General features: G+C 68.2%; 21 protein-coding genes and 1 pseudogene. 4 read left to right on the top strand and 18 right to left on the bottom strand.

Annotated elements, in window-relative coordinates; translation table 11 throughout:
• Window positions 1-3: 3 nt before the first annotated feature.
• From ABCR94_RS14075 to ABCR94_RS14020, 12 genes are read right to left on the bottom strand one after another with little or no spacing between them, the layout of a single operon-like run.
• Complete coding sequence (locus ABCR94_RS14075; protein WP_347119583.1) at window positions 4-462, bottom strand: TadE/TadG family type IV pilus assembly protein; 459 nt, start codon at window positions 460-462, stop codon at window positions 4-6.
• Window positions 459-917 (bottom strand): TadE/TadG family type IV pilus assembly protein, encoded by a 459-nt coding sequence (locus tag ABCR94_RS14070; protein ID WP_347119582.1) that lies wholly within the window; start codon window positions 915-917, stop codon window positions 459-461. Before ABCR94_RS14070 ends, ABCR94_RS14075 begins: the two co-directional genes overlap by 4 nt.
• Entirely contained in the window at window positions 914-1,336 is a 423-nt protein-coding gene (locus ABCR94_RS14065; protein WP_347119581.1) for a TadE family protein, read from the bottom strand. Before ABCR94_RS14065 ends, ABCR94_RS14070 begins: the two co-directional genes overlap by 4 nt.
• A 36-nt stretch (window positions 1,337-1,372) precedes the next feature.
• Window positions 1,373-1,561, bottom strand: a complete 189-nt coding sequence (locus ABCR94_RS14060) for a hypothetical protein (protein ID WP_347119580.1) — start codon at window positions 1,559-1,561, stop codon at window positions 1,373-1,375.
• 21 nt (window positions 1,562-1,582) lie between these two features.
• Window positions 1,583-2,476, bottom strand: coding sequence for a type II secretion system F family protein (locus tag ABCR94_RS14055; protein WP_347119579.1), 894 nt, complete (start codon window positions 2,474-2,476; stop codon window positions 1,583-1,585).
• Window positions 2,473-3,387: a type II secretion system F family protein gene (locus ABCR94_RS14050; RefSeq protein WP_347119578.1), complete on the bottom strand. Its 915-nt coding sequence runs from the start codon at window positions 3,385-3,387 to the stop codon at window positions 2,473-2,475. The genes ABCR94_RS14055 and ABCR94_RS14050 overlap by 4 nt, the downstream gene beginning before the upstream one ends.
• On the bottom strand, window positions 3,384-4,121 hold the full coding sequence (locus ABCR94_RS14045; RefSeq protein WP_347119577.1) for a hypothetical protein: 738 nt from the start codon (window positions 4,119-4,121) through the stop codon (window positions 3,384-3,386). Before ABCR94_RS14045 ends, ABCR94_RS14050 begins: the two co-directional genes overlap by 4 nt.
• Window positions 4,118-5,668 carry a TadA family conjugal transfer-associated ATPase gene (locus ABCR94_RS14040; RefSeq protein WP_347119576.1) on the bottom strand — a complete coding sequence of 517 codons (1,551 nt, stop codon included), beginning with the start codon at window positions 5,666-5,668 and terminating at the stop codon, window positions 4,118-4,120. Before ABCR94_RS14040 ends, ABCR94_RS14045 begins: the two co-directional genes overlap by 4 nt.
• Window positions 5,661-6,539 carry a CpaE/TadZ family protein gene (locus ABCR94_RS14035; protein WP_347119575.1) on the bottom strand — a complete coding sequence of 293 codons (879 nt, stop codon included), beginning with the start codon at window positions 6,537-6,539 and terminating at the stop codon, window positions 5,661-5,663. Before ABCR94_RS14035 ends, ABCR94_RS14040 begins: the two co-directional genes overlap by 8 nt.
• A gap of 2 nt (window positions 6,540-6,541) precedes the next feature.
• Entirely contained in the window at window positions 6,542-7,234 is a 693-nt protein-coding gene (locus ABCR94_RS14030) for an SAF domain-containing protein (RefSeq protein WP_347119574.1), read from the bottom strand.
• A 42-nt stretch (window positions 7,235-7,276) separates the two neighbouring features.
• Window positions 7,277-8,128 carry an ATP/GTP-binding protein gene (locus ABCR94_RS14025; protein ID WP_347119573.1) on the bottom strand — a complete coding sequence of 284 codons (852 nt, stop codon included), beginning with the start codon at window positions 8,126-8,128 and terminating at the stop codon, window positions 7,277-7,279.
• 11 nt (window positions 8,129-8,139) lie between these two features.
• The gene (locus ABCR94_RS14020) at window positions 8,140-8,601 is read right to left on the bottom strand and encodes a secreted protein/lipoprotein (protein WP_347119572.1); all 462 of its coding nucleotides are present in this window, start codon (window positions 8,599-8,601) and stop codon (window positions 8,140-8,142) included.
• A gap of 749 nt (window positions 8,602-9,350) precedes the next feature.
• Between ABCR94_RS14020 and ABCR94_RS14015 the strand changes: the two genes are divergently transcribed.
• Complete coding sequence (locus tag ABCR94_RS14015) at window positions 9,351-10,025, top strand: transposase family protein (protein WP_347119571.1); 675 nt, start codon at window positions 9,351-9,353, stop codon at window positions 10,023-10,025.
• 33 nt (window positions 10,026-10,058) lie between these two features.
• Here ABCR94_RS14015 and ltrA read toward each other — a convergent pair whose 3' ends face one another.
• The gene (gene ltrA / locus ABCR94_RS14010) at window positions 10,059-11,324 is read right to left on the bottom strand and encodes a group II intron reverse transcriptase/maturase (RefSeq protein ID WP_347117696.1); all 1,266 of its coding nucleotides are present in this window, start codon (window positions 11,322-11,324) and stop codon (window positions 10,059-10,061) included.
• 522 nt (window positions 11,325-11,846) lie between these two features.
• On the opposite strand from ltrA, the pseudogene ABCR94_RS14005 reads away from it, so the two are divergent.
• A pseudogene (locus ABCR94_RS14005) lies at window positions 11,847-12,560 on the top strand (ISAs1 family transposase); the annotation flags it as partial.
• Between the two features lie 498 nt (window positions 12,561-13,058).
• On the opposite strand, the gene ABCR94_RS14000 reads toward ABCR94_RS14005, so the two are convergent.
• Window positions 13,059-14,255 (bottom strand): helix-turn-helix domain-containing protein, encoded by a 1,197-nt coding sequence (locus ABCR94_RS14000; RefSeq protein WP_347119570.1) that lies wholly within the window; start codon window positions 14,253-14,255, stop codon window positions 13,059-13,061.
• A 135-nt stretch (window positions 14,256-14,390) separates the two neighbouring features.
• Here ABCR94_RS14000 and ABCR94_RS13995 point away from each other — a divergent pair, with 135 nt between their 5' ends.
• Window positions 14,391-15,077: an HAD family hydrolase gene (locus ABCR94_RS13995; RefSeq protein ID WP_347119569.1), complete on the top strand. Its 687-nt coding sequence runs from the start codon at window positions 14,391-14,393 to the stop codon at window positions 15,075-15,077.
• A 92-nt stretch (window positions 15,078-15,169) separates the two neighbouring features.
• Here ABCR94_RS13995 and ABCR94_RS13990 read toward each other — a convergent pair whose 3' ends face one another.
• Window positions 15,170-15,871, bottom strand: coding sequence for an LbetaH domain-containing protein (locus ABCR94_RS13990; protein WP_347119568.1), 702 nt, complete (start codon window positions 15,869-15,871; stop codon window positions 15,170-15,172).
• Window positions 15,872-15,960: 89 nt separating this feature from the next.
• Here ABCR94_RS13990 and ABCR94_RS13985 point away from each other — a divergent pair, with 89 nt between their 5' ends.
• Complete coding sequence (locus ABCR94_RS13985; protein ID WP_347119567.1) at window positions 15,961-16,836, top strand: glycosyltransferase family 2 protein; 876 nt, start codon at window positions 15,961-15,963, stop codon at window positions 16,834-16,836.
• Here the strand turns inward: ABCR94_RS13985 and ABCR94_RS13980 are convergent.
• The 3 genes from ABCR94_RS13980 to ABCR94_RS13970 form a co-directional block, all read right to left on the bottom strand.
• On the bottom strand, window positions 16,833-17,939 hold the full coding sequence (locus ABCR94_RS13980; protein ID WP_347119566.1) for an NAD-dependent epimerase/dehydratase family protein: 1,107 nt from the start codon (window positions 17,937-17,939) through the stop codon (window positions 16,833-16,835). The two genes, ABCR94_RS13985 and ABCR94_RS13980, sit on opposite strands and share 4 nt — an antisense overlap.
• Before the next feature lie 138 nt (window positions 17,940-18,077).
• Window positions 18,078-18,260, bottom strand: coding sequence for a hypothetical protein (locus tag ABCR94_RS13975; RefSeq protein WP_347119565.1), 183 nt, complete (start codon window positions 18,258-18,260; stop codon window positions 18,078-18,080).
• The gene (locus tag ABCR94_RS13970) at window positions 18,257-18,466 is read right to left on the bottom strand and encodes a hypothetical protein (RefSeq protein WP_347119564.1); all 210 of its coding nucleotides are present in this window, start codon (window positions 18,464-18,466) and stop codon (window positions 18,257-18,259) included. Before ABCR94_RS13970 ends, ABCR94_RS13975 begins: the two co-directional genes overlap by 4 nt.
• Window positions 18,467-18,548: the final 82 nt, after the last annotated feature.

Below are 18,548 nucleotides of genomic sequence, written 5' to 3'. Positions count from 1 at the left end.
GGCTCAGCCTCCAGCTTGGGTTTGCAGATGAGCTTTCGCGGTGCCGGTCACGGTGATCTGTGACTTGCCCACCAGCTGCGCGAACAAGGTGTCGTAGGTGTCCTGGACGGTGACGGTGAGGGTCTGCCCGCCGTCGGTGATCTGCACGTCGCCCTGGACGTTCGCTGCGGCGAGGTAGTCCTGGGCGGCGCCGACGGCGGCGTCCGGGTCGATGGTGATGGCGGTGCCCTCGACCGCGGCTGCGGGGTCGAGCTGCTGGCCCGCCGTGCGGGCCGCTTCCTGGGCGAGCGAGGTCGTCCGGTTGGCGGCGTTCAGCGCGCCGCCGCCGTCCACGAGCAGCCCCATGACCATGAGGATCGCGAGTGAGGACAGGGCGAAGAACAGCGACATGGAACCCCGGTCGCGCTCACGGCCGGTGAGAATCCCGACGCGGCGCCAAAATTCGTGAACCACAGGGATCACTGCCGCCCCCGGTAGGTGTCGATGGGGCTGGTCCACGCCGCGGTCAGGGTCTTGGCGCCGGGCAGCCCGGGCAGGCCGATGTCGGACAGGTCCGCGGTGCACGAGATCGTCGCCGTCACGGTGGCTTCCACCCCGACGTCGAGCGCGTATCCGGCCGTGTCGACGACCACGCTGGAGGTCTGGCAGGTCACTCCTTCGCCTTGGAGGCTGCGTGCGGCCGCGGTCTGCGCCTGCGCCTGGGCGCCGCCGGCGTCGCGTTCCAGAGACGCGGCGCGGGCAGCCGCGTGCGCGGCGGAGTCCACGGCGCCCTGCGCGTCGGTCACCCGGCCGAACGCGATCATCAGCAGGAGCAGGGCGATCATGACGGGGGCGAGGACGGCGGTCTCGACCGCGTAGCTGCCCCGGTCTCGGCGTAGTGCCTGCGCCAGCCGTTGACGGTGCGCACCGGCGGTCATGGATTGGTCCAGCGCTCGGTGGGAGCGTCGGCGTACTGCACCACGTCGAGCTCCAGGCTGGGGACGAGGGTGGCGACGCTGCCGCGCACGGTGATGCGGATTTCCTGCGCGGTGCTGCCGGAGGAGGAGACGCTCGCGCCGCGCACGCTGTTGCCGTACCGGGCGAGGAAGTCCTGGGCCTGGGCGACGCCGTCGCCCGGGCCGGCGCCGAAGGCCCGTCCCGCCTCCACTCCCTGGCGCGCGGCGGACTGGGTGACCTTGCGCGCGTGGTAGTACAGGCCGACCTGGATGGCCGTGAAAATCAGCATGAGGACGACGACGGCCAGGACCGCGAACTCCACACTGCCGAAACCGCGGTCGCCGCCCGGCCGGCGACGGCGGGCGAGCGCCCGCAGGCGGCTTCGCATCCGTGCCCTCATGCCTCTCCCCTCCCTTTGTCTCTTCTGGTGGTGTGCTCAGCCGCCGTTGATGATGCCGATCTTCTCCATGAGCTTGGTGCGGATCGCGAGGACCAGCAGGCCGGCGCCAACCAGCAGCGCACCGGCGATCAGAGCCAGCTCGGTGCTGGTCTGTCCGGCGTCCTTGCCGGCCTTCAGCTGCTCGTACCGGGTGCGGATCCACACGGTCAGAGTCTGGATGTCCATGAAGGTCTGTCTCCTTGCTGTTCAGCTGCCGAGGATGGTGATCGTGATCGGGATCATCACGAAGATGAGCATGAGGATCACGCCGAACGTGACGGGCAGGATCATGGCCGCGCTCGCGGCGTTGGCCTGTGCTTTCGCGTCGGTCAGCAGCGCGATGCGCAGCTGCCGGGCCTGGGCTTGAAGGGTGGTGTAGACGGCGGCACCGTCTCCGGCCAGGGCCAGGGTGTCGGCCGGGCGGGTCAGTTCCGTGATGTCGAGTTCCTCGCCGAGCTGGCGCAGCGCCTCCCAGACGGTGATGCCGGAGAGGTCGGCCTGGTGGAAGACCTGCCGCATCCGTACGAAGATCCAGCCGTCGCCCACCTCGGCGGTCTGCGTCAGGGCCTGGGCGGCGCCGGAGTTGGCGATCCGGGCCAGTGCCACACGTTCCAGGTAGGAGGCGGCGGCATGCCGCACGATCAGGCGGGCATCGGCCGCGGCGCGGGTGACTTCCTTGCCGGGCCAGAACCAGAACAGGGCGCCCATCGCGAGGGAGAAGAGCGCGGGCAGCGCGTAGGGGAAGGGTGCGCCGGCCAGTGCGAGGAGCGCCTGGAGCAGTTGCGGGAGCAGCAGCCCGTACAGGGCGAACAGCACCCGCTTGCCCAGGTGCGCGGCCGGGCTGATCCGCAGCAGCGCCAGGTCCTTGACGGGCAGGGTGAGGCGGCCGCCGAGCTCGCTGAGCATCCGGGTGCCGACGCGGTCGGCCAGCGTCCCGGTCGCGGCGGGGGCCGCGGAGGGCAGGGGGGTGGGTGTTTTCCCGGCGTCCAGGCGGTCCAGCGCGGAGGCCAGATCCGGTTTGGCCGGCCACGCGGCGCGTACGGACAGGCCGATCAGGGCGCCGGCGGCGGCCGCGGGCAGTACCGCCTCCATGGGGATCATCGGGCCCCTCCAACGGTGGTGAACTGGGCGGGCAGCGGGTCCAGGAGGCGCGGGTCGGGCTTGGTGCGGGCGATGCTCCGCAGCCATCGCAGGGTCCAGGCGAAGAACCCGCCGAGGATGGCGAGGACGACCTGTCCGATGGGGGACTGGTACCAGCCGGACCAGGCGTCGTTGAGCATGCAGCCGATCACGACCACGGTGATGACGATGGAGACCATGCGGGAGCTCTTGCGGACTTTCTCGCGGTCGGCCTCGATATGGCGGGCGTCGGCGGCCTGCTGTCCGATGGTGACCGCGAGAGCCTCAAGCGCGTCGGACAGGCCGGGGCCCTTGTAGACGGCGTGACTTTGAAACAGCAGCACCACGTGGTCGCTGACGCCGTCGGCGAGTTCGTCGGCGAACCGTGCGAAGGCGTCCTGCGCTTCCATACCGGAGCGCAGCCGTTCGGCCAGCGCCCGCACGTTCACTGCGATCGGTCCGGGAGCGTTTTTGGCGGAGGCGCGGATGGTCTGCGACAGGCTGATACCGGCGGTGTGGATACCGGCCAGGTGGTTCAGCCACTGCGCGAGGGCTTCGAGGCGCTCGATGCGCAGCGTGGCGGCGGTGCCGGGGTTGAAGATGTAGGGCAGTCCCAGCACGGCGGCGCCGGCCAGCAGGCCGTGGATGGGCCAGCCGGTCCAGGCCCACACCACCAGGGCAACGATCACCGCCGTGGTGACCAGCTGCCTCCAGCGGCGCTGCCACTTCTCCGGCAGCTCGGCCTTCGCCCGCTGGATGCGGCCGGCCGTCCGGGACGTGGGCTTGACCGGGTCCGGGACGCGTCCGCGCAGCTCCCGCACCACGGCGGCGATCGCCGCGAGGGCCAGGGCGGCGCAGCAGGCGGCGATCAGGGCGAGCTGGGATGTGGTCACCACTGCCCCCAGGTGCGCGACGCGTCGTGCAGCCAGGCCTTTTCGAAGCCGTGCTGCTGGAGCTCTTTGATGAAGGTCGGTTCGGTGTCGAGGATCGCGCGCATCTGGCCGAGCACGGGGGCGAACAATTCGATGAAGACTGGTGGCCCGCCCGCGGCGCTGGGATGGATTTCGTGTACATGGGTGACAAACCGTCGCCGTCCGGTGGAGGTGTCGGCGGTGTCCAGATAGACGAGCAGGTCCACGGCGTCCCCGATGAGCTGGTGAGCGCCCTGCTCGCTGAGGCAGGACCCGCCTTCGACGCCGGCTCGGGTGAGCTGGTCGATGACGGCGTAGGGATACGGGGCCGCGAAGGTGCCCATTGAGCCGGACCTGCCCGATGCCATGGCATGCAGCAGGGCCACGGCGGACTCGTCCTCGGCGTGGTCCACGATCACGCGGTTCACGTTGTAGTACATCGCCTGCCCAAGCCAACTGGCGGGCTGGGGGTGGATGTTGCCGGCCGAGGAGTCCGCACCGTGCAGCTGTCCTGTCCCGTCCACCGTGACGGTCAGCACGCGCTCGCGTGCAGGGGCGACGGCCGCAAGTGCGCCAAGCAGCGTGCTGCGGCCACTGTCGTGCCCTCCGGCGATGATGATGTTCTTGCCGGCCAGCACGCAGGCGCGCAGGAACTGGGAGAGGACGGGGTTGAGCAGACCGCGCTCGGCCAGCTGCTCAAGATCGGGTGACGTCATCGTGAGCTCACTGTCTGCAGGGCCGGGCCCCACGCGCCGTACGGGTTGGCCGTCAGCCACGACCGGTCGAAGAGGCCGGTGCGCTCAAGGTCGCCGATGAACGACGGCATGTTCTCGTAGACGGCCCGCGTTTCGCCGCCCTGGGGCTTGAAGAGGTCACTGGTGGTGGGCCGGCCGCCCTCCCCGACGACGTCGTGGACCTCGTAGATGTGGGAGACGTAGCGGTGCTTGCGGCCGCCGATCGCGGTCTCGTCCAGGTAGGTGAGGTAGACGACGACGTCGATGGACGAGGCGATCAGGTGGTGCGCAGCCTCGGTGGCCATGCCGGCCTCGGTACACAGCTGGACCAGGCGGCTGATGATGGCGTGCGGGCGCCGCACGTGCAGCGTGCACATCGACCCGGAGCCGCCCGCGCTCATGGCTTGCAGCATCGGCACGATCTCCGTGCTGCGGACCTCACCCACGATGACGCGCGTCGCGTTGTAGCGCAGCGCGGTGGCGAACATGTCGCTGATGGAGACCTCGCCGGCCATTTTCTCGCCGTGGCGCTCCCCGTTGGACTGGCGGGCTTCGAAGGCGAAGGTCAGCGGGCCGGGCTTGGGTCCGGGCTCGTCCAGGTACAGCTCGCGGTCCGATTCCAGGGTCACCACCCGCTCTGCGGGCGGGATTTCCCTGCCCAGCGCCCGCAGGAGCGACGTCTTGCCGGCGCCCATGTCGCCGACGACCAGGATGTTCATCTTGGCGTGGACGCAGCTGGTGAGAAACCGTTCCAGGGTCGGGTTGATGGAGCCCCACTGCACCATCTCGGCGATGCCGTGCTGACGGATGCGGTGCTTACGGATGATGACCGAGGGGCGGGTGGTGAGCAGGGAGGCGGTGACGCGGGAGCCGTCGGGCATGCGGAAGCCGACCATGGGGGTGGCCTGGGTCAGGGCACGTTCACCGTGGCCGGACAGGCTGGCCATCCGGTTGACCCAGGTGATTAGTTCCTCGGGGGTGTCAGCGACCCGGTCGATGGTGCGCCGTGGCTTGTCGAAGTACTCCACGTGCGCGCGCAGGCCGTCGACCATGACGTCCTCGACGCCGTCCTCATCGAGCAGGGACTGCAAGCGGCCGCCGCGGTACATGGCGTTGAAGACCGCGTCACCGATCGTGCGTTCCTGCTCCGCGGTCAGCGGGGTGTTGCCCTGGGCGTACTTGGTGGCCCAGTCTGCGACGGCGGTGGTCACCAGGGCCCGTGCCTGGGCACGGCGGTCGGCCTCTTCGAGGAGCTTGTCGGGGTCCTTCTCGCTGAGCTGCTTGGACACCTCGCTCTGGAGCGCTTCGATGACCTGCCATTCGACGGGGAGCTGGCCGGGCAGTCCCGCCAGCCGTGGCACCGCCGCCGGGCTCACGACCACCGAAGGCGCGACCACATCAGCGTGGGGCCGCGCCGGTTCGGGGACTCGGCGCTGGCCGATCCGTCCGGTGAGCAGGCCGGCAATGTCGTCGCGGCCCATCGGCGCCGGATGCCCGTTCGTTCCGGGCCGCTGATGGGTGTCAGCCACGCTTGCCTCCCCCATGGTTCTGGCTCAGTCTCGCCAGCACACCGGACAGCTGCGGGTTGGCAGGCCGGGCCGGGTACTGCCGCTGAATGTGACGGCGCGACGCGGCGGCCTCGAAGTTTTCGGTGGCCGTGCGGGCATGGCGCAGAAGCGGGCTGCGCAGCCCGTACCCGCGCGGCGGGCGACCACCGTTGCTGAGATAGCCGGCCGTGCCCGCGTCCCAGGGCAGGGCCGCCAGCACGGGTGCCTTAAGAGCTTCGGCGACTTGATGTGCGCGGGAGGGGCCGTCTTCGATCAGCAGCAGGCCCAGCGCGTCCGCACCGCTTCCGTGCTCGGCGAGTTCGGCGCGCAGCGGTGTGATGAGGTGTCGGGCCAGGGTGAGGGACTGCTCAGTGCCGCGCACCACCATCAGGACGAGGTCGGCCTGGTAGAGCAGGGGGGCCGGGGTCAGTGTCGTGTGCAGGCGGCCGGACTCGAGGGCGACACGACCGGCGTCGATAAAGACGTCGTATCCGGCTTCCTCAGACAGCACGTGCATGATCTCCGAAAGAGCCGGCCAGGTCCGGCCCAACGCCGCGGCCTGAGCCGGGTCGGTCAGGCCCGGCAGCAATTTGCGCTGACCGGCTGCATCCAGGGGCCACAGGTGACTGGCGAAGGCGCCTGCGAGCGCATCGGCTCCGGTGCGTTCCGCTGCTGCGAGGTGGTAGAGGCCATAACCGGCGGTGACTTGGCCCTGCATGATCCCCGCCCGTACGGTGCCGCCGGCCGGGTCGCACTCGGCGAGCAGCGACGGACGATTTGAGGACAAGGTAAGGGCGAGCGCGGAGGTGGTCACGCCGCACGACTTGGCGGAGACAAGAGCGGTGACAGGCATGGTCAGTTGCTCCGCGGTTCACGCACGAGGGCGATGCGGCCCTGGGACGCGCGGGTCGCCAGCAGAGGGCCGCTGCTCTTGGAGACGGCGAGGTTGACGACGACCGTGCCGGAGGCATCCGGACGCGACACGCTCACCACGACGGCGTCGGTGGTCGACGGCGGCGCCTCCGCCTCCTTGGAACTAGGCTGTTCGCCCTGCGCGGGGGTCGTCACAGCGAGGACCTTGTCCCCCGGGGCGAGCGTGCCGGCCGGTGCCTGGCCGCGCTTGACCTGGACACCGACCTGCTGCTTGTCGTCACCCAGTCCCGTGCCACCGGCCAGCTGGGAGGTGGTGAGCAGGCCCCCCTTGCGCAGATCGACGGCGGGCCGCTTGCCCATCACAGACGCCTTGTCGGATGCGGGGACCGGAGACAGCGCGGCATCGGCGGAGACCTCGGCCACCGTCAGATCGCCATCCGTCAGCATCTGCCCGGCCGGTACGTCGCGGGCGATCGCCAGGACCTGGGCCCGGTCGCCAGCAGAGGTCACGGCCGTGGCAGCGCCCAGACCGGCGATCACGGCCAGGACGATGCACAGCGCCGCTACCGACCAGCGGCGCTCCCGCTTGACCGGAGCCGTCGTGGTGATGGGGACCGCGGGGCGGCCCGGGCTGGTGGGGCGCGGTACCGGCGGCGCGGCGGCGGGGGAATCCATGCGGCGGAGGCCTTTCACATCTGGTGCGGGGAGAGGTTGCGCTTAGTTGAGGACCTGGACCTCGACGACGTTGATGTCGACGTCGCTGTCGCGGACCTCGGTGAGCTGGCCGTTCTGGCCGCCTCCGGTCCAGTCGATCGTCCAGGTCGATGTCGCGGTGACGTGCCACTTCCCCGACGGCTGGGTGGAAGACGGCTGGGTGTAGCGGTGGCCGCAGTCCGGGGAGGGCTGCTTGCCGTACTCGGCTTGGTACGGGGTGCCGGGCGTGGTGCAGGTGACCGTCTTGCCGTCGCCCATCCGCCACACGATCTTGCTGACCTTCGCGGTCGCGGTGACCGTCGTCCCGCCGGCCGACGCGGAAGCGGTGTTCGGACCGTACGTCTCGGCCCCCTTCTCGGTCCACAGATACACCGGCATACCGACCACGCCCTTACCGCCCGGCTTCGGCGTGATACCGATCTCCGGCCCGCGCAACCGCATCTTGTCCACAGCCTCCTGCGCGAGCACAGCCGGATCAACGGCCGCAGCTGGCGGATCAGCAGCCCAGACCATCCTGGCGACGATGAAGGCCTCGTCGTTGTCGAAGACACAGCTCTGCTCGTACACGGCACCGTCGCCCGGCTTGTGCCCCTCCCAGTCCAGGCTGTCTGCCGGCGGCTGCGGGTCGGCCAGCTTGTAGGTACAGGTCCGCCGGCTTGCCTTGCCGCCCTTACCCTCGCCTCCGCCAGCGCCGCCACCTCCGCCAGGCTTGCTGCCGCCAGGCCGGCCGGGCGCTCCAGCGTCAACACAGATGAAGTCGTTCTCACATCCTTGGACGCCTCCCCCGGGCTCGTCGGCGTATGCCGGTCCGGTGAGCGCGAGCGATGACATGACGAGGACGGTCGCCACGAGCATGCATCGGTGGGTCAGCACGGGCGGCCCGTCTGAGGCTCGTCCCTGGTGACCCTCCAGCCTTCCGGCCACCGCTCGACCGTGGCGACGATGATGTACTTGGTCAGGCGCTTCGTGGGCAGCGCCACGGGCTTCTTGGTGCCACGGTCGACGACGACCCAGCGTGAGACGTCCAGGCAGCTGGAGATCTTGGCGTTGGGGATCTTCCGGTTGAGGTCAATCTGAGTCACAGTCGGGTCGTTGACCGTGACGTTCCCGGTAAAGATCCGGCCGGTCTTCTGCATTCGCTTGGTATCTACGCCCGTCCTGCTGAGTGCTGTGCTCGCCGCGTACTTCTTGATGCCCGTGCCTTCGACCTTGGCCGTCGCGTAGACGCGTTCCATCTCCTGCCAGTACCGCTTGTACGTGCCGACAGCCTCCGCCTTAGCGGTTTCGGTCGGATCCGCAGCGGGCTTGGTCGGCCTCTGGCTGGTCATGGACGGGGAGGCCTTGGGCTCTTTGGCGCCGGCATCATCTGTGCCACCGCCGCAGGCAGACAGCGCGAACGTGCCTGCCAGGAAGACCGCTGCGACGGACTGGTTCCGGTTGCGAAGCCGTCCACGGGCAGATTGTGCTGGGCGTGCCATTGCGCCTCCCCTATGTTTTCGGTCTCACCCAGGTGGTGCGCGGTGTGCTGCGTGCAGCACGTATGGCCGTTTAGTGCTCAACTGCCCCAGGTGGCTACTGCGTGCCCATACGTTACGCAAAGAATCGTCAATAGCACAGCCGGTTATGGCAGTTCAGGGCACCTCATCGGCTGGTAAAACATCACAATTCAGCACGGCCGGACAACCGAGTCGGAACTCGGTTTTCTTGACGCCGCAAACACAGACCAGTTGCCACGAATGTGCCGCTATGTCCTTATAGCTTCAGGGCATTGCGGGCTGCAGGCCCACAGCTCCGTGGGAATGCCCAGTAGACCCTGGCCGGTGTAGAACATCCCCAGCGAACAGTCCGCGTACAGCCGGACGCCGCATAAAGCGCACGACCAACCCTGCGCCTGATCGAACGTGATTCGGGGCAGGTCGGGGACGTCACGAGCCGCCGGCGGGCACGGTCGTTCCAAGATCAATGATCTTGTGCTCTGGCGATCGTGCGAGTGTGCTGGCCTGCGCGTTGGTGGAGGGGGCGAAGCTCCGGTAGTAACAGGTGTCCTTCCCAAGACGCCCAACTCCGGAGCTCCGCCTTGGCTCAGTCTGGCACGCCCGTCTTCGACATTGACGAAGACGCCGCCTGGTCGGCATTGCTGTCCTCGCTGGAACAAGGTCTCGACCTGCCGGGCGAGTTGGATGGCCCGAGCGCCGCCCTGGATCTGCTCGCGCACTTCCTGTGCATCCCCGACAGTCGCCAACTCCCTTGGGTGGAACACCCGCTGGCTGTCGTGCTGGCCTTGGCGGCCGGGGCGGTGGTGGCGGGGATACGGTCCTTCACCGCCATCGCCGGCTGGATCGAGGACGTCCCCACCGACCTGCTGGCCTGGCTGTATGCGCGCTGCGAGTACGCGGTACCGATCGGACCACCGGGGAAGACCACCGTGTGGCGGCTGGTCACCGGCGTCGACGCCGACGCCCTGGACCTGGCCGTCGGGGCCTGGCTGCTGTCGCGCACCGCCGCCGCACAGCCGCCCGAACCAGGCCCCGCCCTGCCGCAGAACCCCGGTGCCGACACGCGGAGCCTGGTCCCGCTGGCGGTGGACGGCAAGGCCCTGCGCGGCGCGAAGGACAAGGACGGCAAGCAGGTCCGCCTGCTCGCCGCGATGCTCCACGACCGGCGCCTGGTCCTCAACCAGGTCCCGGTCGGCGCGAAGAGTCGAGTAGCCGGGGGGAGTTTCACCCCCCGGCTCTCGCAGAACCGTGCGTAAAGATCTCTCTTTACACGGCTCTTGCCGTTCTGATCACCAGGCTGAGGACGCTGCGGTGGTCACCTTCCAGTGCGCGAACATACGGGGGTATCGCTGGGCGATGTCCCGCATCTTCGAAAGGGCCTTGCGCAGCGCCGCGAGCCGCTTGTACTTCTTGCGGATCCATCGCACCAGGTAGGCGTTGATGCGCTGTAGGAGGGGGGTCAGGGCCGATTGGTAGAAGCGGCCGTAGTAGTTGACCCAACCCGCCACGATCGGGTTGATCCGTCGGGCGAGTTCCACGAAGGAGAGATCGGACCGTCGGTGAAGACGCCAGCTGCGCACTTCCCCGCTGATCCGTTTCAAGGCGTCCTTGCTGATTGCAGGCTCGAAGGACAGGAAACGCCTGCCCCACTTGTCCTGCGACTTGCGCGCGCGGAACGTGTACCCGAGGAAGGTGAACTCCATGTGCTCATAGGAGCCCTGGCGTTGCCCGTCCCGGCAGTAGACGATCCTGGTCTTGTCGGGGTGCAGTTGCAGCCCGACCTTCTCCATCCTGTCCGTGAGCGCGGCCAGCACTTCGCGGGCCTGACGCTCAGTGACGCAGTGCACGACGGCGTCGTCTGCATACCGTTCGAACGTGACGGTGGGATGCTCCCGGGCCAGCCACATGTCGAACGCGTAGTGCATGAACAGGTTCGCGAGCACGGGCGAGACCGCTGATCCCTGTGGGGTTCCACGGTCCCGCTGTTGCAAGGTCCCGTCGGGCAGTTGAAGCGGCGCTTGGAGCCATCGCTTCACATATAAAATCACCCAGACGGCATCGGTGTGCGCTTCCACTGCCTTGACGATGAGGTCCCATCGGACGCTGTCGAAGAACTTCTGGATGTCAAGCTCGATCACCCAGTCCTTCTTCCAGCAGCGTCGTCGGCAGGACTCCACCGCATCCAGCGCCGAGCGCCCCGGCCGGTAGCCGTAGGAATCCTCATGAAAGACGGGCTCGGCCCGGTCCATGAGGTGCCTGGCGGCTACGGTCTGGGCAACTCTGTCGGCCACCGTGGGCACGCCCAAGATCCTTGAGCCGCCGCGGGGCGACGACTTGGGGATCTCCACCGCACGTACCGGCGGCGGGAAATACGTCCCGGACGACATACGATTCCAGATCTTGTACAGATTGTTCTTCAGATCCTTGTCGAAGTCCTCAAGGGACTGCCCATCCACACCGGGCGCACCCTTGTTCGCCTTAACTCCCTTGTATGCCTCCCAGACTTCCCGCTTCGAGATCTCAAACGGCTTGCCTGTTGACTTCAACGTGTCCATATAGTTCCTCCCGGAGAGCGTCCGGTTGTCTAGATACACAACGTCACGAATAGCCCGACCCCTTCGCTCCACCTCTATTACAGAGGCTTCATCACTACTACGAGCCGGTCCGCCGGCGCGCCTCGTATCGGTACTCGATCCCTCGCGGTTTCAGCCGCTTGGGACACTCCCTCTCGCCACCCCTACCAGGGCAGACAGTGCCGAGGAGCGCCTTCTCCTGTTCCGTACGGAAGCGGCAGATCAGGCTCACGTCGTCTTCATGCCGGACACCGCCTGGCCAATAAGCGGGCACCCGCCAGGCTCATCCCGGAACCCGTTGTACGTCCCGGTTCTGATGTCGTCTAAGAATCTTTCGACACTTCAGCAACGATTCACTTGCGTTCGTCTTCCTGATCCCCACCTGACGCCTCTTACGACGCCTTTTCCTCAATCGCTCACCACGACAGTCATTAGCTAGCGCAGCATGAGGCGGTTTGAAGCCTCCCCCGCAGGGCGGCTCCGAAGGGCCAAACACCTTCATCTCCCGTACAGCACTACTTCAAGGCAGCTTTCCTACAACCAGCTCCTCTACGTATTCAGGACACACCCAACGAGATCCCGATGCTGCGACCTCTGCTCGACCCCCTGGAGATCACCGACCACGTGATCACCGTCGACGCCCTCCACACCCAACGCGCCACCGTCCGCTACCTGCACGAACGCGGCGCCCACTTCCTCATGCAGGCCAAGGGCAACCAGCCCACGCTCTTCGCCGCCCTGGACGCCCTGCCCTGGCACGAGGTCCCGATCGGCCACAGCGCCACCAGCAGGGGCCACGGCCGGATCGCCACCCGCACCCTGCAAGTACGACCCGCCCCCGAGGGCCTGAACTTCCCCTACGTCCAGCAGGTGTTCCTGATCGAACGCCAGGTCACCGACCTCAACGGCAAGTCCCTGTCGAACGTCGCGGTCCTGGGCGTCACCGACCTCGCCCCCGCTCAAGCCGACGCCCCCGCCATCGCCGGGTACACCGTCGGACAGTGGGGCATCGAATCGCTGCACTGGCTTCGCGACACCCTCTACCAAGAGGACAACTCCCGCGTCCGCACCCACTCCGGCCCCCGCGCCATGGCCGCCCTGCGCAACCTCGCCATCGGCGCCCACCAGCTCACCGGCCGCACCGACATCACCGAAGCCACCCGCTGGGCCAGCCGAGACCGCCACCGCCCCTTCAAGATCCTCGGGCTAGATCACTGATCTTGGAACGACCGTGCGCCGGCGGGCGAGGTCCAAGTACCTGCTCCAGGGCCGACCGCAACACGGCCGGGTCGGTGTGCAGACGGCAGGCGCGGGGCGGGACCAGCCAGTACGGGCCGGGCGGCGTGTCTTTATCGTCCGGCGGGAGGATCACATAGTTGGACTCGCCCAAGGCAGTCGTGTGCGGCAGATCCCACGACTGCGTACTGCCGGGAGGAACTAGGAAGTAAATCGAGCGCTGCTCGACGACAATCGCACCAGGGTCTTGCAGGATATCCAGCGCCCCCAAGCCATTGAAGCGGGAGGTTCGAACCGCATCCCAAGCCTTCCCCGCTGCCGCGATACGGGTGCCGTTAAAGCCAGGGGTCTCATCTGTGGCACGGTCGGCGGTCATGATGTTTCGCTCTTCCCGTTGTCGTTCCCTCGGGCGAGGAACGTACGGGCTGGTGCAACGGGGAATCCGCGCTGAGAGTACGGGTGTGCTCGCAGCGCGGGCCATCACAGCAAATGAAGGCGCTCGGCCAGACTGGTCGCCTGTCGGCGGTAGGTCGGCCGGGCCCGTTCGATGAGGGACACCACCAGTTCGCGGGCCAAGGGGCTGCGTTCGAGGTCCTGTGGTGCGAGCTCCTCGAGCTCCAGGAGATGGACCAGGACGGCGGCGTCTTCGCGGCGCAGGTCGTAGCAGCGCGCGACCTGCAGTCCGAAGGTGAACTGCCGCTCGCGTGAGGGCAGGCAACTGGTGTCCACCCGGTCGGCCATGCGCAGGCCCTCGACCGCGTTGCCGTCGAGCATTTCCACCGACACCGCGTGGAGTTCTGTGTTGGTCGGACCGAAGACGGTCCACAGCGTGTTGCCTTCGCCCGCAATTTTGGCGAGGGGCGCGACACGCTGGGCCAGTCGGTCACGAGCAGCCCAGGCGCGGCGCGTGCACGCCTGGGCCACCACGGCGACCAACTCCAGAGCACCGCGCACCGCAACGGCTTCCCTTGTGTCCAGAGCGCGGCGCAGCGTGTCCGCTGCGTCCAGTGCGACTTCTGCAGCGTCCCCCGAGCTGCCCGGCTGAGCGAGCAGTACATGGCCCAAGTTCCACTGGGCCGCTGCGATCCGCAGCGGGTCGTCCGCGTCCTCGGCTGCGCGCAGAGCCCGGTCGGCGACCATCAGCGACAGGTCCGGCCGGCCGACTCTGCGGCAGTAGGAGCGCAAGAGCCCGTACAGGTCGGCGGCCACCCGCAGCGCGTCGCGGCGGTCGGCCGCTTGCGGGTCGCGGCGGCGGGCGCGCACCGTGGACTCCACGTCGCAGATGAGTGCAGGCAGAGTGGCGTTGGCTTCCGTGAACCGGGTGGGTGAGGTCTGCCAGGACCGCCATGCCTCCTCCACTCGGTCTCGGAGGCCTGCTGTGGTGTGCGGCGTTCCTGGCGGTGGCCCCAGCTGGCCCAGCAGGGCACGGACGACGTCGGATCCGGCGGTCGCCGGCGCTGCGGCCTGAGGTGTCGAGTCTCCAAGCAGAACGCCGGCGGACACCTGGAGTTCGGCGGCCAGGCGGGCGATGACGTCGGTGGACGGGATTCTCAGGCCACGCTCGATCTGGGTAAGGTAGCCCTCAGTGATGCCAGCAAGCCCGGCGATCACCGCTTGAGTGCGGTTCTGACGCGTTCGGTGATGGCGGATGCGTTCACCGACTGAGAGTTCGGGCACCGCTCCGGCCCCTGTCATCGCGGAAGGAGAATGAGTCTCCAGCGTAGACGTGTTGAGCGGGCGCGAAGTTGGAGATACACCAACGTGTGACACGGCAATGCCCCTTGCGGGCGTTAGGCATCGGAGGCGACGGCAGTGCAGCTGGTTCTGTGGGACATCGACCACACGCTGATCGCCACACGGGGTGTCGGCGGCGAGATCTTCGGTGAGTGCTTCCAGCAGGTCACCAACAAAGTGATGCGGGAGCAGGCCTCGATCGATGGGATGACCGAGCCCATCATCTTTCGGGAGACCGCGAAACTGCACGGCATCGACAGCAACCGTGCCATGTTCGAGGAGTTCGCCCGCTGCTCCGCCGAACGCCATGTCGCGCGCGCCGCCGAACTCCGAGAGCGCGGCCACGCACTCCCCGGAGCTGCGACCGCGCTGGCCGCTGTGGCCCAGCTCGAAGGGGTGACGCAGAGCGTGGTGACGGGCAACATCCGTGCGGTCGCCGAGATCAAACTCGAGGTTTTCGGACTCGATGCACACATCCGATTCCCGTACGGGGCATACGGCGAGGACGACGACGAGCGGAGCGAGCTCGTTCGTATCGCTATCCTCAGGACCAGTCAGGCGCTGAACGCCTCCATCGGCGCCGACGACGTGCTGCTCATCGGCGATACCCCGGCCGACGTCGCGGCGGGCCTCGCCAACCAGGTGCGAGTGCTGGGCGTCGCGTCCGGCAAGTCCACCGTTGCCGATCTACACGCTGCCGGCGCCACGGACGTAGTCCGTGGCCTCGAAGAGCTGCGGCCCTTGCTCGGCCTCTTGGCGGGCTGAGCGACCGCTGACCCCTTCGCCGAACGGCACGCCCGTGAAGTAGCGCTCGTCGCATCGCTGTCCTGTCCGCCGGCCTGGCTCCCTCTGGCGGCTCAAGATCGACGCTGGCCGAGCCGGGAGCGGCTGCGCACGTGCGCATCGGCGGTGTGCGGAGCGCTGACGACGCTGTGGTGCGCGAGGACGCGGGCTGCGAGGGTGACGCCGCTGAGGATCTGGGAGTCCCGCCCGATGGCCACTCCGGGGCCGAGTCCGATGCCGCTGCCGGTCTGGACGCGGTCACCGATGAGCGCGCCGAACTGGGCTGTGCCGCAACGGTAGATGCCTCCCGGCCTGCGCATGATGACTTCCCGGTCGGGGTTGCGCATGTCGTCGCTCATGGCGATGGCCGCGATGCTGACGCCGGCCGAGAGGTGGGCGTCGGTGCCGATGAGTGTGTGGTTGATGCCGATGCGGTGGCCGAGGACCGCGTTCTCGCCGACGTAGGACTTGGTCACTTCGCAGTTGAAGCCGACGCTCGCCCCCGCGCACAGGACGGCGCCCTTACGGACGGTCGAGAACTCGTGAATCCGGACGTTCGCTCCGACGATCACATCGTCGCCGACGATCGCCGAGGGGTGGATGAACGCGGTCGGGTGAATACGCTCGGGCAGCACGGCCAGGGCCTCCCGGTGCAGCTCGGTCCAGGCGGCGAGGAAGTCCACCAGCTCGTACTGCTCCAGCGCCCCGTACGGTGTCCCGCTGAGTGAGCCGCAGGTGGCGCTGCTGATGAAGTCGCCGAGGTGAAGGGATGGCATCGTGGGGGCTTCCTTTCGGTGTCCGGTGACCGTCCAGGGCCCGCTAGCATCGCCCTTCTGCCGTCACCGAGATGTGGAGTGATCTGGACGTGTCCCGACCGCGTGTGGGTGTGGCCGTACTGACCATGGGCAACCGGCCCGCCGAACTGCGGGCCCTGCTCGACTCGGTCGCCAAGCAACACGAGGCACCGGCCTGCGTGGTGGTCGTCGGAAACGGGTCGCCCCTCCCGGAACTGCCGGACGGCGTGATCGGCGTGGAGCTGGACGAGAACCTCGGTGTCTCCGGCGGCCGCAACGTCGCCATGACCAAACTCCGGGACACCGGAGACGTGGACGTACTGGTGGACCTCGATGACGACGGGCTGCTGATCGAAGCCGACGTGATCAGCCGGATCGCCGATCTGTACGAGGCCGATCCCGCGCTCGGGATTGTCAGTTTCCGTATCGCGGATGAGACGGGCTTCACCCAGCGGCGGCACGTGCCCCGGCTGCGGGCCGGCGACCCGATGCGCGGCGGGGAGGTCACCACCTTCCTGGGCGGCGGCCACGGGCTGTCCATGCGGATGCTGGACGAGATCGGCGGCTGGCCGGACGCGTTCTTCTTCACGCACGAGGAGACCGACCTCGCGTGGCGGGCCCTGGACGCGGACTGGAAGATTCTTTACGAGCCGGAACTGGTGCTCCAGCACCCGCGTACCTCCCCCGCCCGGCATGCGGTCTATCACCGCATGACCGCCCGCAACCGGGTGTGGCTGGCCCGCCGCCATCTCCCCGCCCTCCTCGTGCCCCTCTACCTCGGCACCTGGACCGCGATCACGCTGGCCCGCTCGCGCTCCCTCGGCGCCCTGCGCGCCTGGTTCGGCGGCTTCACCGAAGGTATGCGCGCGCCGTGCGGTGAGCGGCGGCCCATGCGCTGGCGCACCGTCTGGCGCATGACCCGTCTGGGCCGCCCGCCAGTCATCTAGACCACGCGGGCCTCCTTCCGCAGCCAGGGCGGGATGGCCGCCGGGGTGTCCTTCAGCCACCGCACGTAGCGGGCAACACCTTCGGCGACGGTGACGGTGGGCTGCCAGCCGAGGATGTATTCCAGGTGATGGGTGGAGGCGTACCCGCCCAGCGGATCGCCGGGGGGCATCGGTGTCTCCAAGAACACCGTGCCGGGGAACTGCTTGCGGACGAGTTCCGCGACGTGGCGGATGCTGGTGGGGGTTCCGGTGCCGACGTTGAACGTCTCGTTGTGCGCACGCGGGGCAACCAGCGCCCGTACTGTGGCGGCCGCTATGTCGTCGACGTGCACGAGGTCCCGGACCTGGTGGCCGCCGCCGTTGAGGTACAGCGGCAGGCCGAGCGCCGCGCGGGCGGTGAACCAGGCCACCACCCACGAGTGGCTGTTGGGCTTGATCGTCTGGGGTTCTCCGTAGACGGAGAAGTAGCGCACGACGCAGTACGAGGTGCCTACCGCGCCCATCATCAGTGCGGTCTGGGTCTCGCCCCATGCCTTCGAGTTGCCGTAGACGGACATGGGCTTGAGCGGCGCGTACTCGTGGAACTGCGGTGGTGTACGTCCCTGGTAGATGGCTTCCAGAAGCTTGCGGACCGTACGGGCTTCGACGGTCGGCGACGCCCAGTCGTCGGGGTTCCCGTTGCCGTAGACGCTGGCCGAAGAGACGAAGCAGAACCGGCGGATACGGTCGGAGGCCGCCACGGCGTCCAGCAGCACTTGCGTGCCGGTGACGTTCGTGGCGATCGCCTTCATCGGCTCGCGTGTACAGGCGGCGACATCGGCCAGGGCAGCGGCGTGGACGACGTAGTCGCTCTGCCCCACCAGCCGGCACATCAGCTCCGCGTCCTGGACGTCCCCGGTGATGAAGCCGGGGTTGTCGGGGTCAATGCCGAACAAGTCCCGGTAGACATCGTGCGGGTAGGCGTCCAGCCTGCACACCGCGAGGGGGCGGGCCCCGAGTGCTTTGAGTTGTGCGGTGATCCTGCTCCCGATGAGGCCGGCCCCGCCGGTGACCAGCACGGTCTTGCCCGCGAGGTCGCTGCTCGTGTCGTAATTGACGCGCACCGTGACTCCCTTGTCGTTTGGATCCCACACCGGTCCGCCCGCACCGACGTGGGCGGACCGCGCCCCCTCAGCGAGACCTGGGGCATCTACAGCGCCGGCACCCGGCGGGCCTTCCCCAGGGCCGGGTACCGGAGCGGTCTACGAATCGCCCGCCGCTTCGGCGTCCCGTACCGACCACGCCAGACCGTGGGCGGGCACGGCGTTCAGGTCGTGCTCCACGACCAAGCCAAGTCCGGCGATGCCGCACGCTGTGCCAATTGCCCACAGCCAGTCGAGAACCGCGCCGAGCGGATCGGCCGCCGGGACTGGGCGGCGCGTCACCGAGGCTTCTTCGAGAGGGCGTCCTGGCGGGCGACGACAGCCCTCTCCAACTGGATCGAGATGACGTGCATCTGCTCCGGCGTGAGCACCAGGGCTGTGTCCACGATGCGGCCATCACGGAAGTGCACCCGGACCGGAAGCACAGCCTGTTCGGCCTCGTGGTCGTACCGCAGGTCCCGCTTGAGTGCAGTGACGTCCTTGACCATCACGGCTCCGCCCGTCTCTGCGGAAGCAACCGGCGCCACCTGGGGGACGCGGTGGTTTGAGGCTCCCTTGCCGGAGTTGGGC

The sequence above is a fragment of the Streptomyces changchenzhani genome, assembly GCF_039766235.1.
Classification (GTDB): Bacteria; Actinomycetota; Actinomycetes; order Streptomycetales; family Streptomycetaceae; genus Streptomyces.
This window is presented reverse-complemented; position numbering and strand designations above follow the sequence as displayed.

What these genes read in the sequence shown, in the direction of transcription:
- ABCR94_RS14070 (WP_347119582.1), bottom strand. Translation starts at nt 917, where the DNA reads ATGACCGCCGGTGCGCACCGTCAACGGCTGGCGCAGGCACTACGCCGA.
- ABCR94_RS14065 (WP_347119581.1), bottom strand. Translation starts at nt 1,336, where the DNA reads ATGAGGGCACGGATGCGAAGCCGCCTGCGGGCGCTCGCCCGCCGTCGC.
- ABCR94_RS14060 (WP_347119580.1), bottom strand. Translation starts at nt 1,561, where the DNA reads ATGGACATCCAGACTCTGACCGTGTGGATCCGCACCCGGTACGAGCAG.
- ABCR94_RS14055 (WP_347119579.1), bottom strand. Translation starts at nt 2,476, where the DNA reads ATGATCCCCATGGAGGCGGTACTGCCCGCGGCCGCCGCCGGCGCCCTG.
- ABCR94_RS14045 (WP_347119577.1), bottom strand. Translation starts at nt 4,121, where the DNA reads ATGACGTCACCCGATCTTGAGCAGCTGGCCGAGCGCGGTCTGCTCAAC.
- ABCR94_RS14035 (WP_347119575.1), bottom strand. Translation starts at nt 6,539, where the DNA reads ATGCCTGTCACCGCTCTTGTCTCCGCCAAGTCGTGCGGCGTGACCACC.
- ABCR94_RS14030 (WP_347119574.1), bottom strand. Translation starts at nt 7,234, where the DNA reads ATGGATTCCCCCGCCGCCGCGCCGCCGGTACCGCGCCCCACCAGCCCG.
- ABCR94_RS14025 (WP_347119573.1), bottom strand. Translation starts at nt 8,128, where the DNA reads ATGCTCGTGGCGACCGTCCTCGTCATGTCATCGCTCGCGCTCACCGGA.
- ABCR94_RS14020 (WP_347119572.1), bottom strand. Translation starts at nt 8,601, where the DNA reads ATGACCAGCCAGAGGCCGACCAAGCCCGCTGCGGATCCGACCGAAACC.
- ltrA (WP_347117696.1), bottom strand. Translation starts at nt 11,324, where the DNA reads ATGGACACGTTGAAGTCAACAGGCAAGCCGTTTGAGATCTCGAAGCGG.
- ABCR94_RS13990 (WP_347119568.1), bottom strand. Translation starts at nt 15,871, where the DNA reads ATGCCATCCCTTCACCTCGGCGACTTCATCAGCAGCGCCACCTGCGGC.
- ABCR94_RS13970 (WP_347119564.1), bottom strand. Translation starts at nt 18,466, where the DNA reads ATGGTCAAGGACGTCACTGCACTCAAGCGGGACCTGCGGTACGACCAC.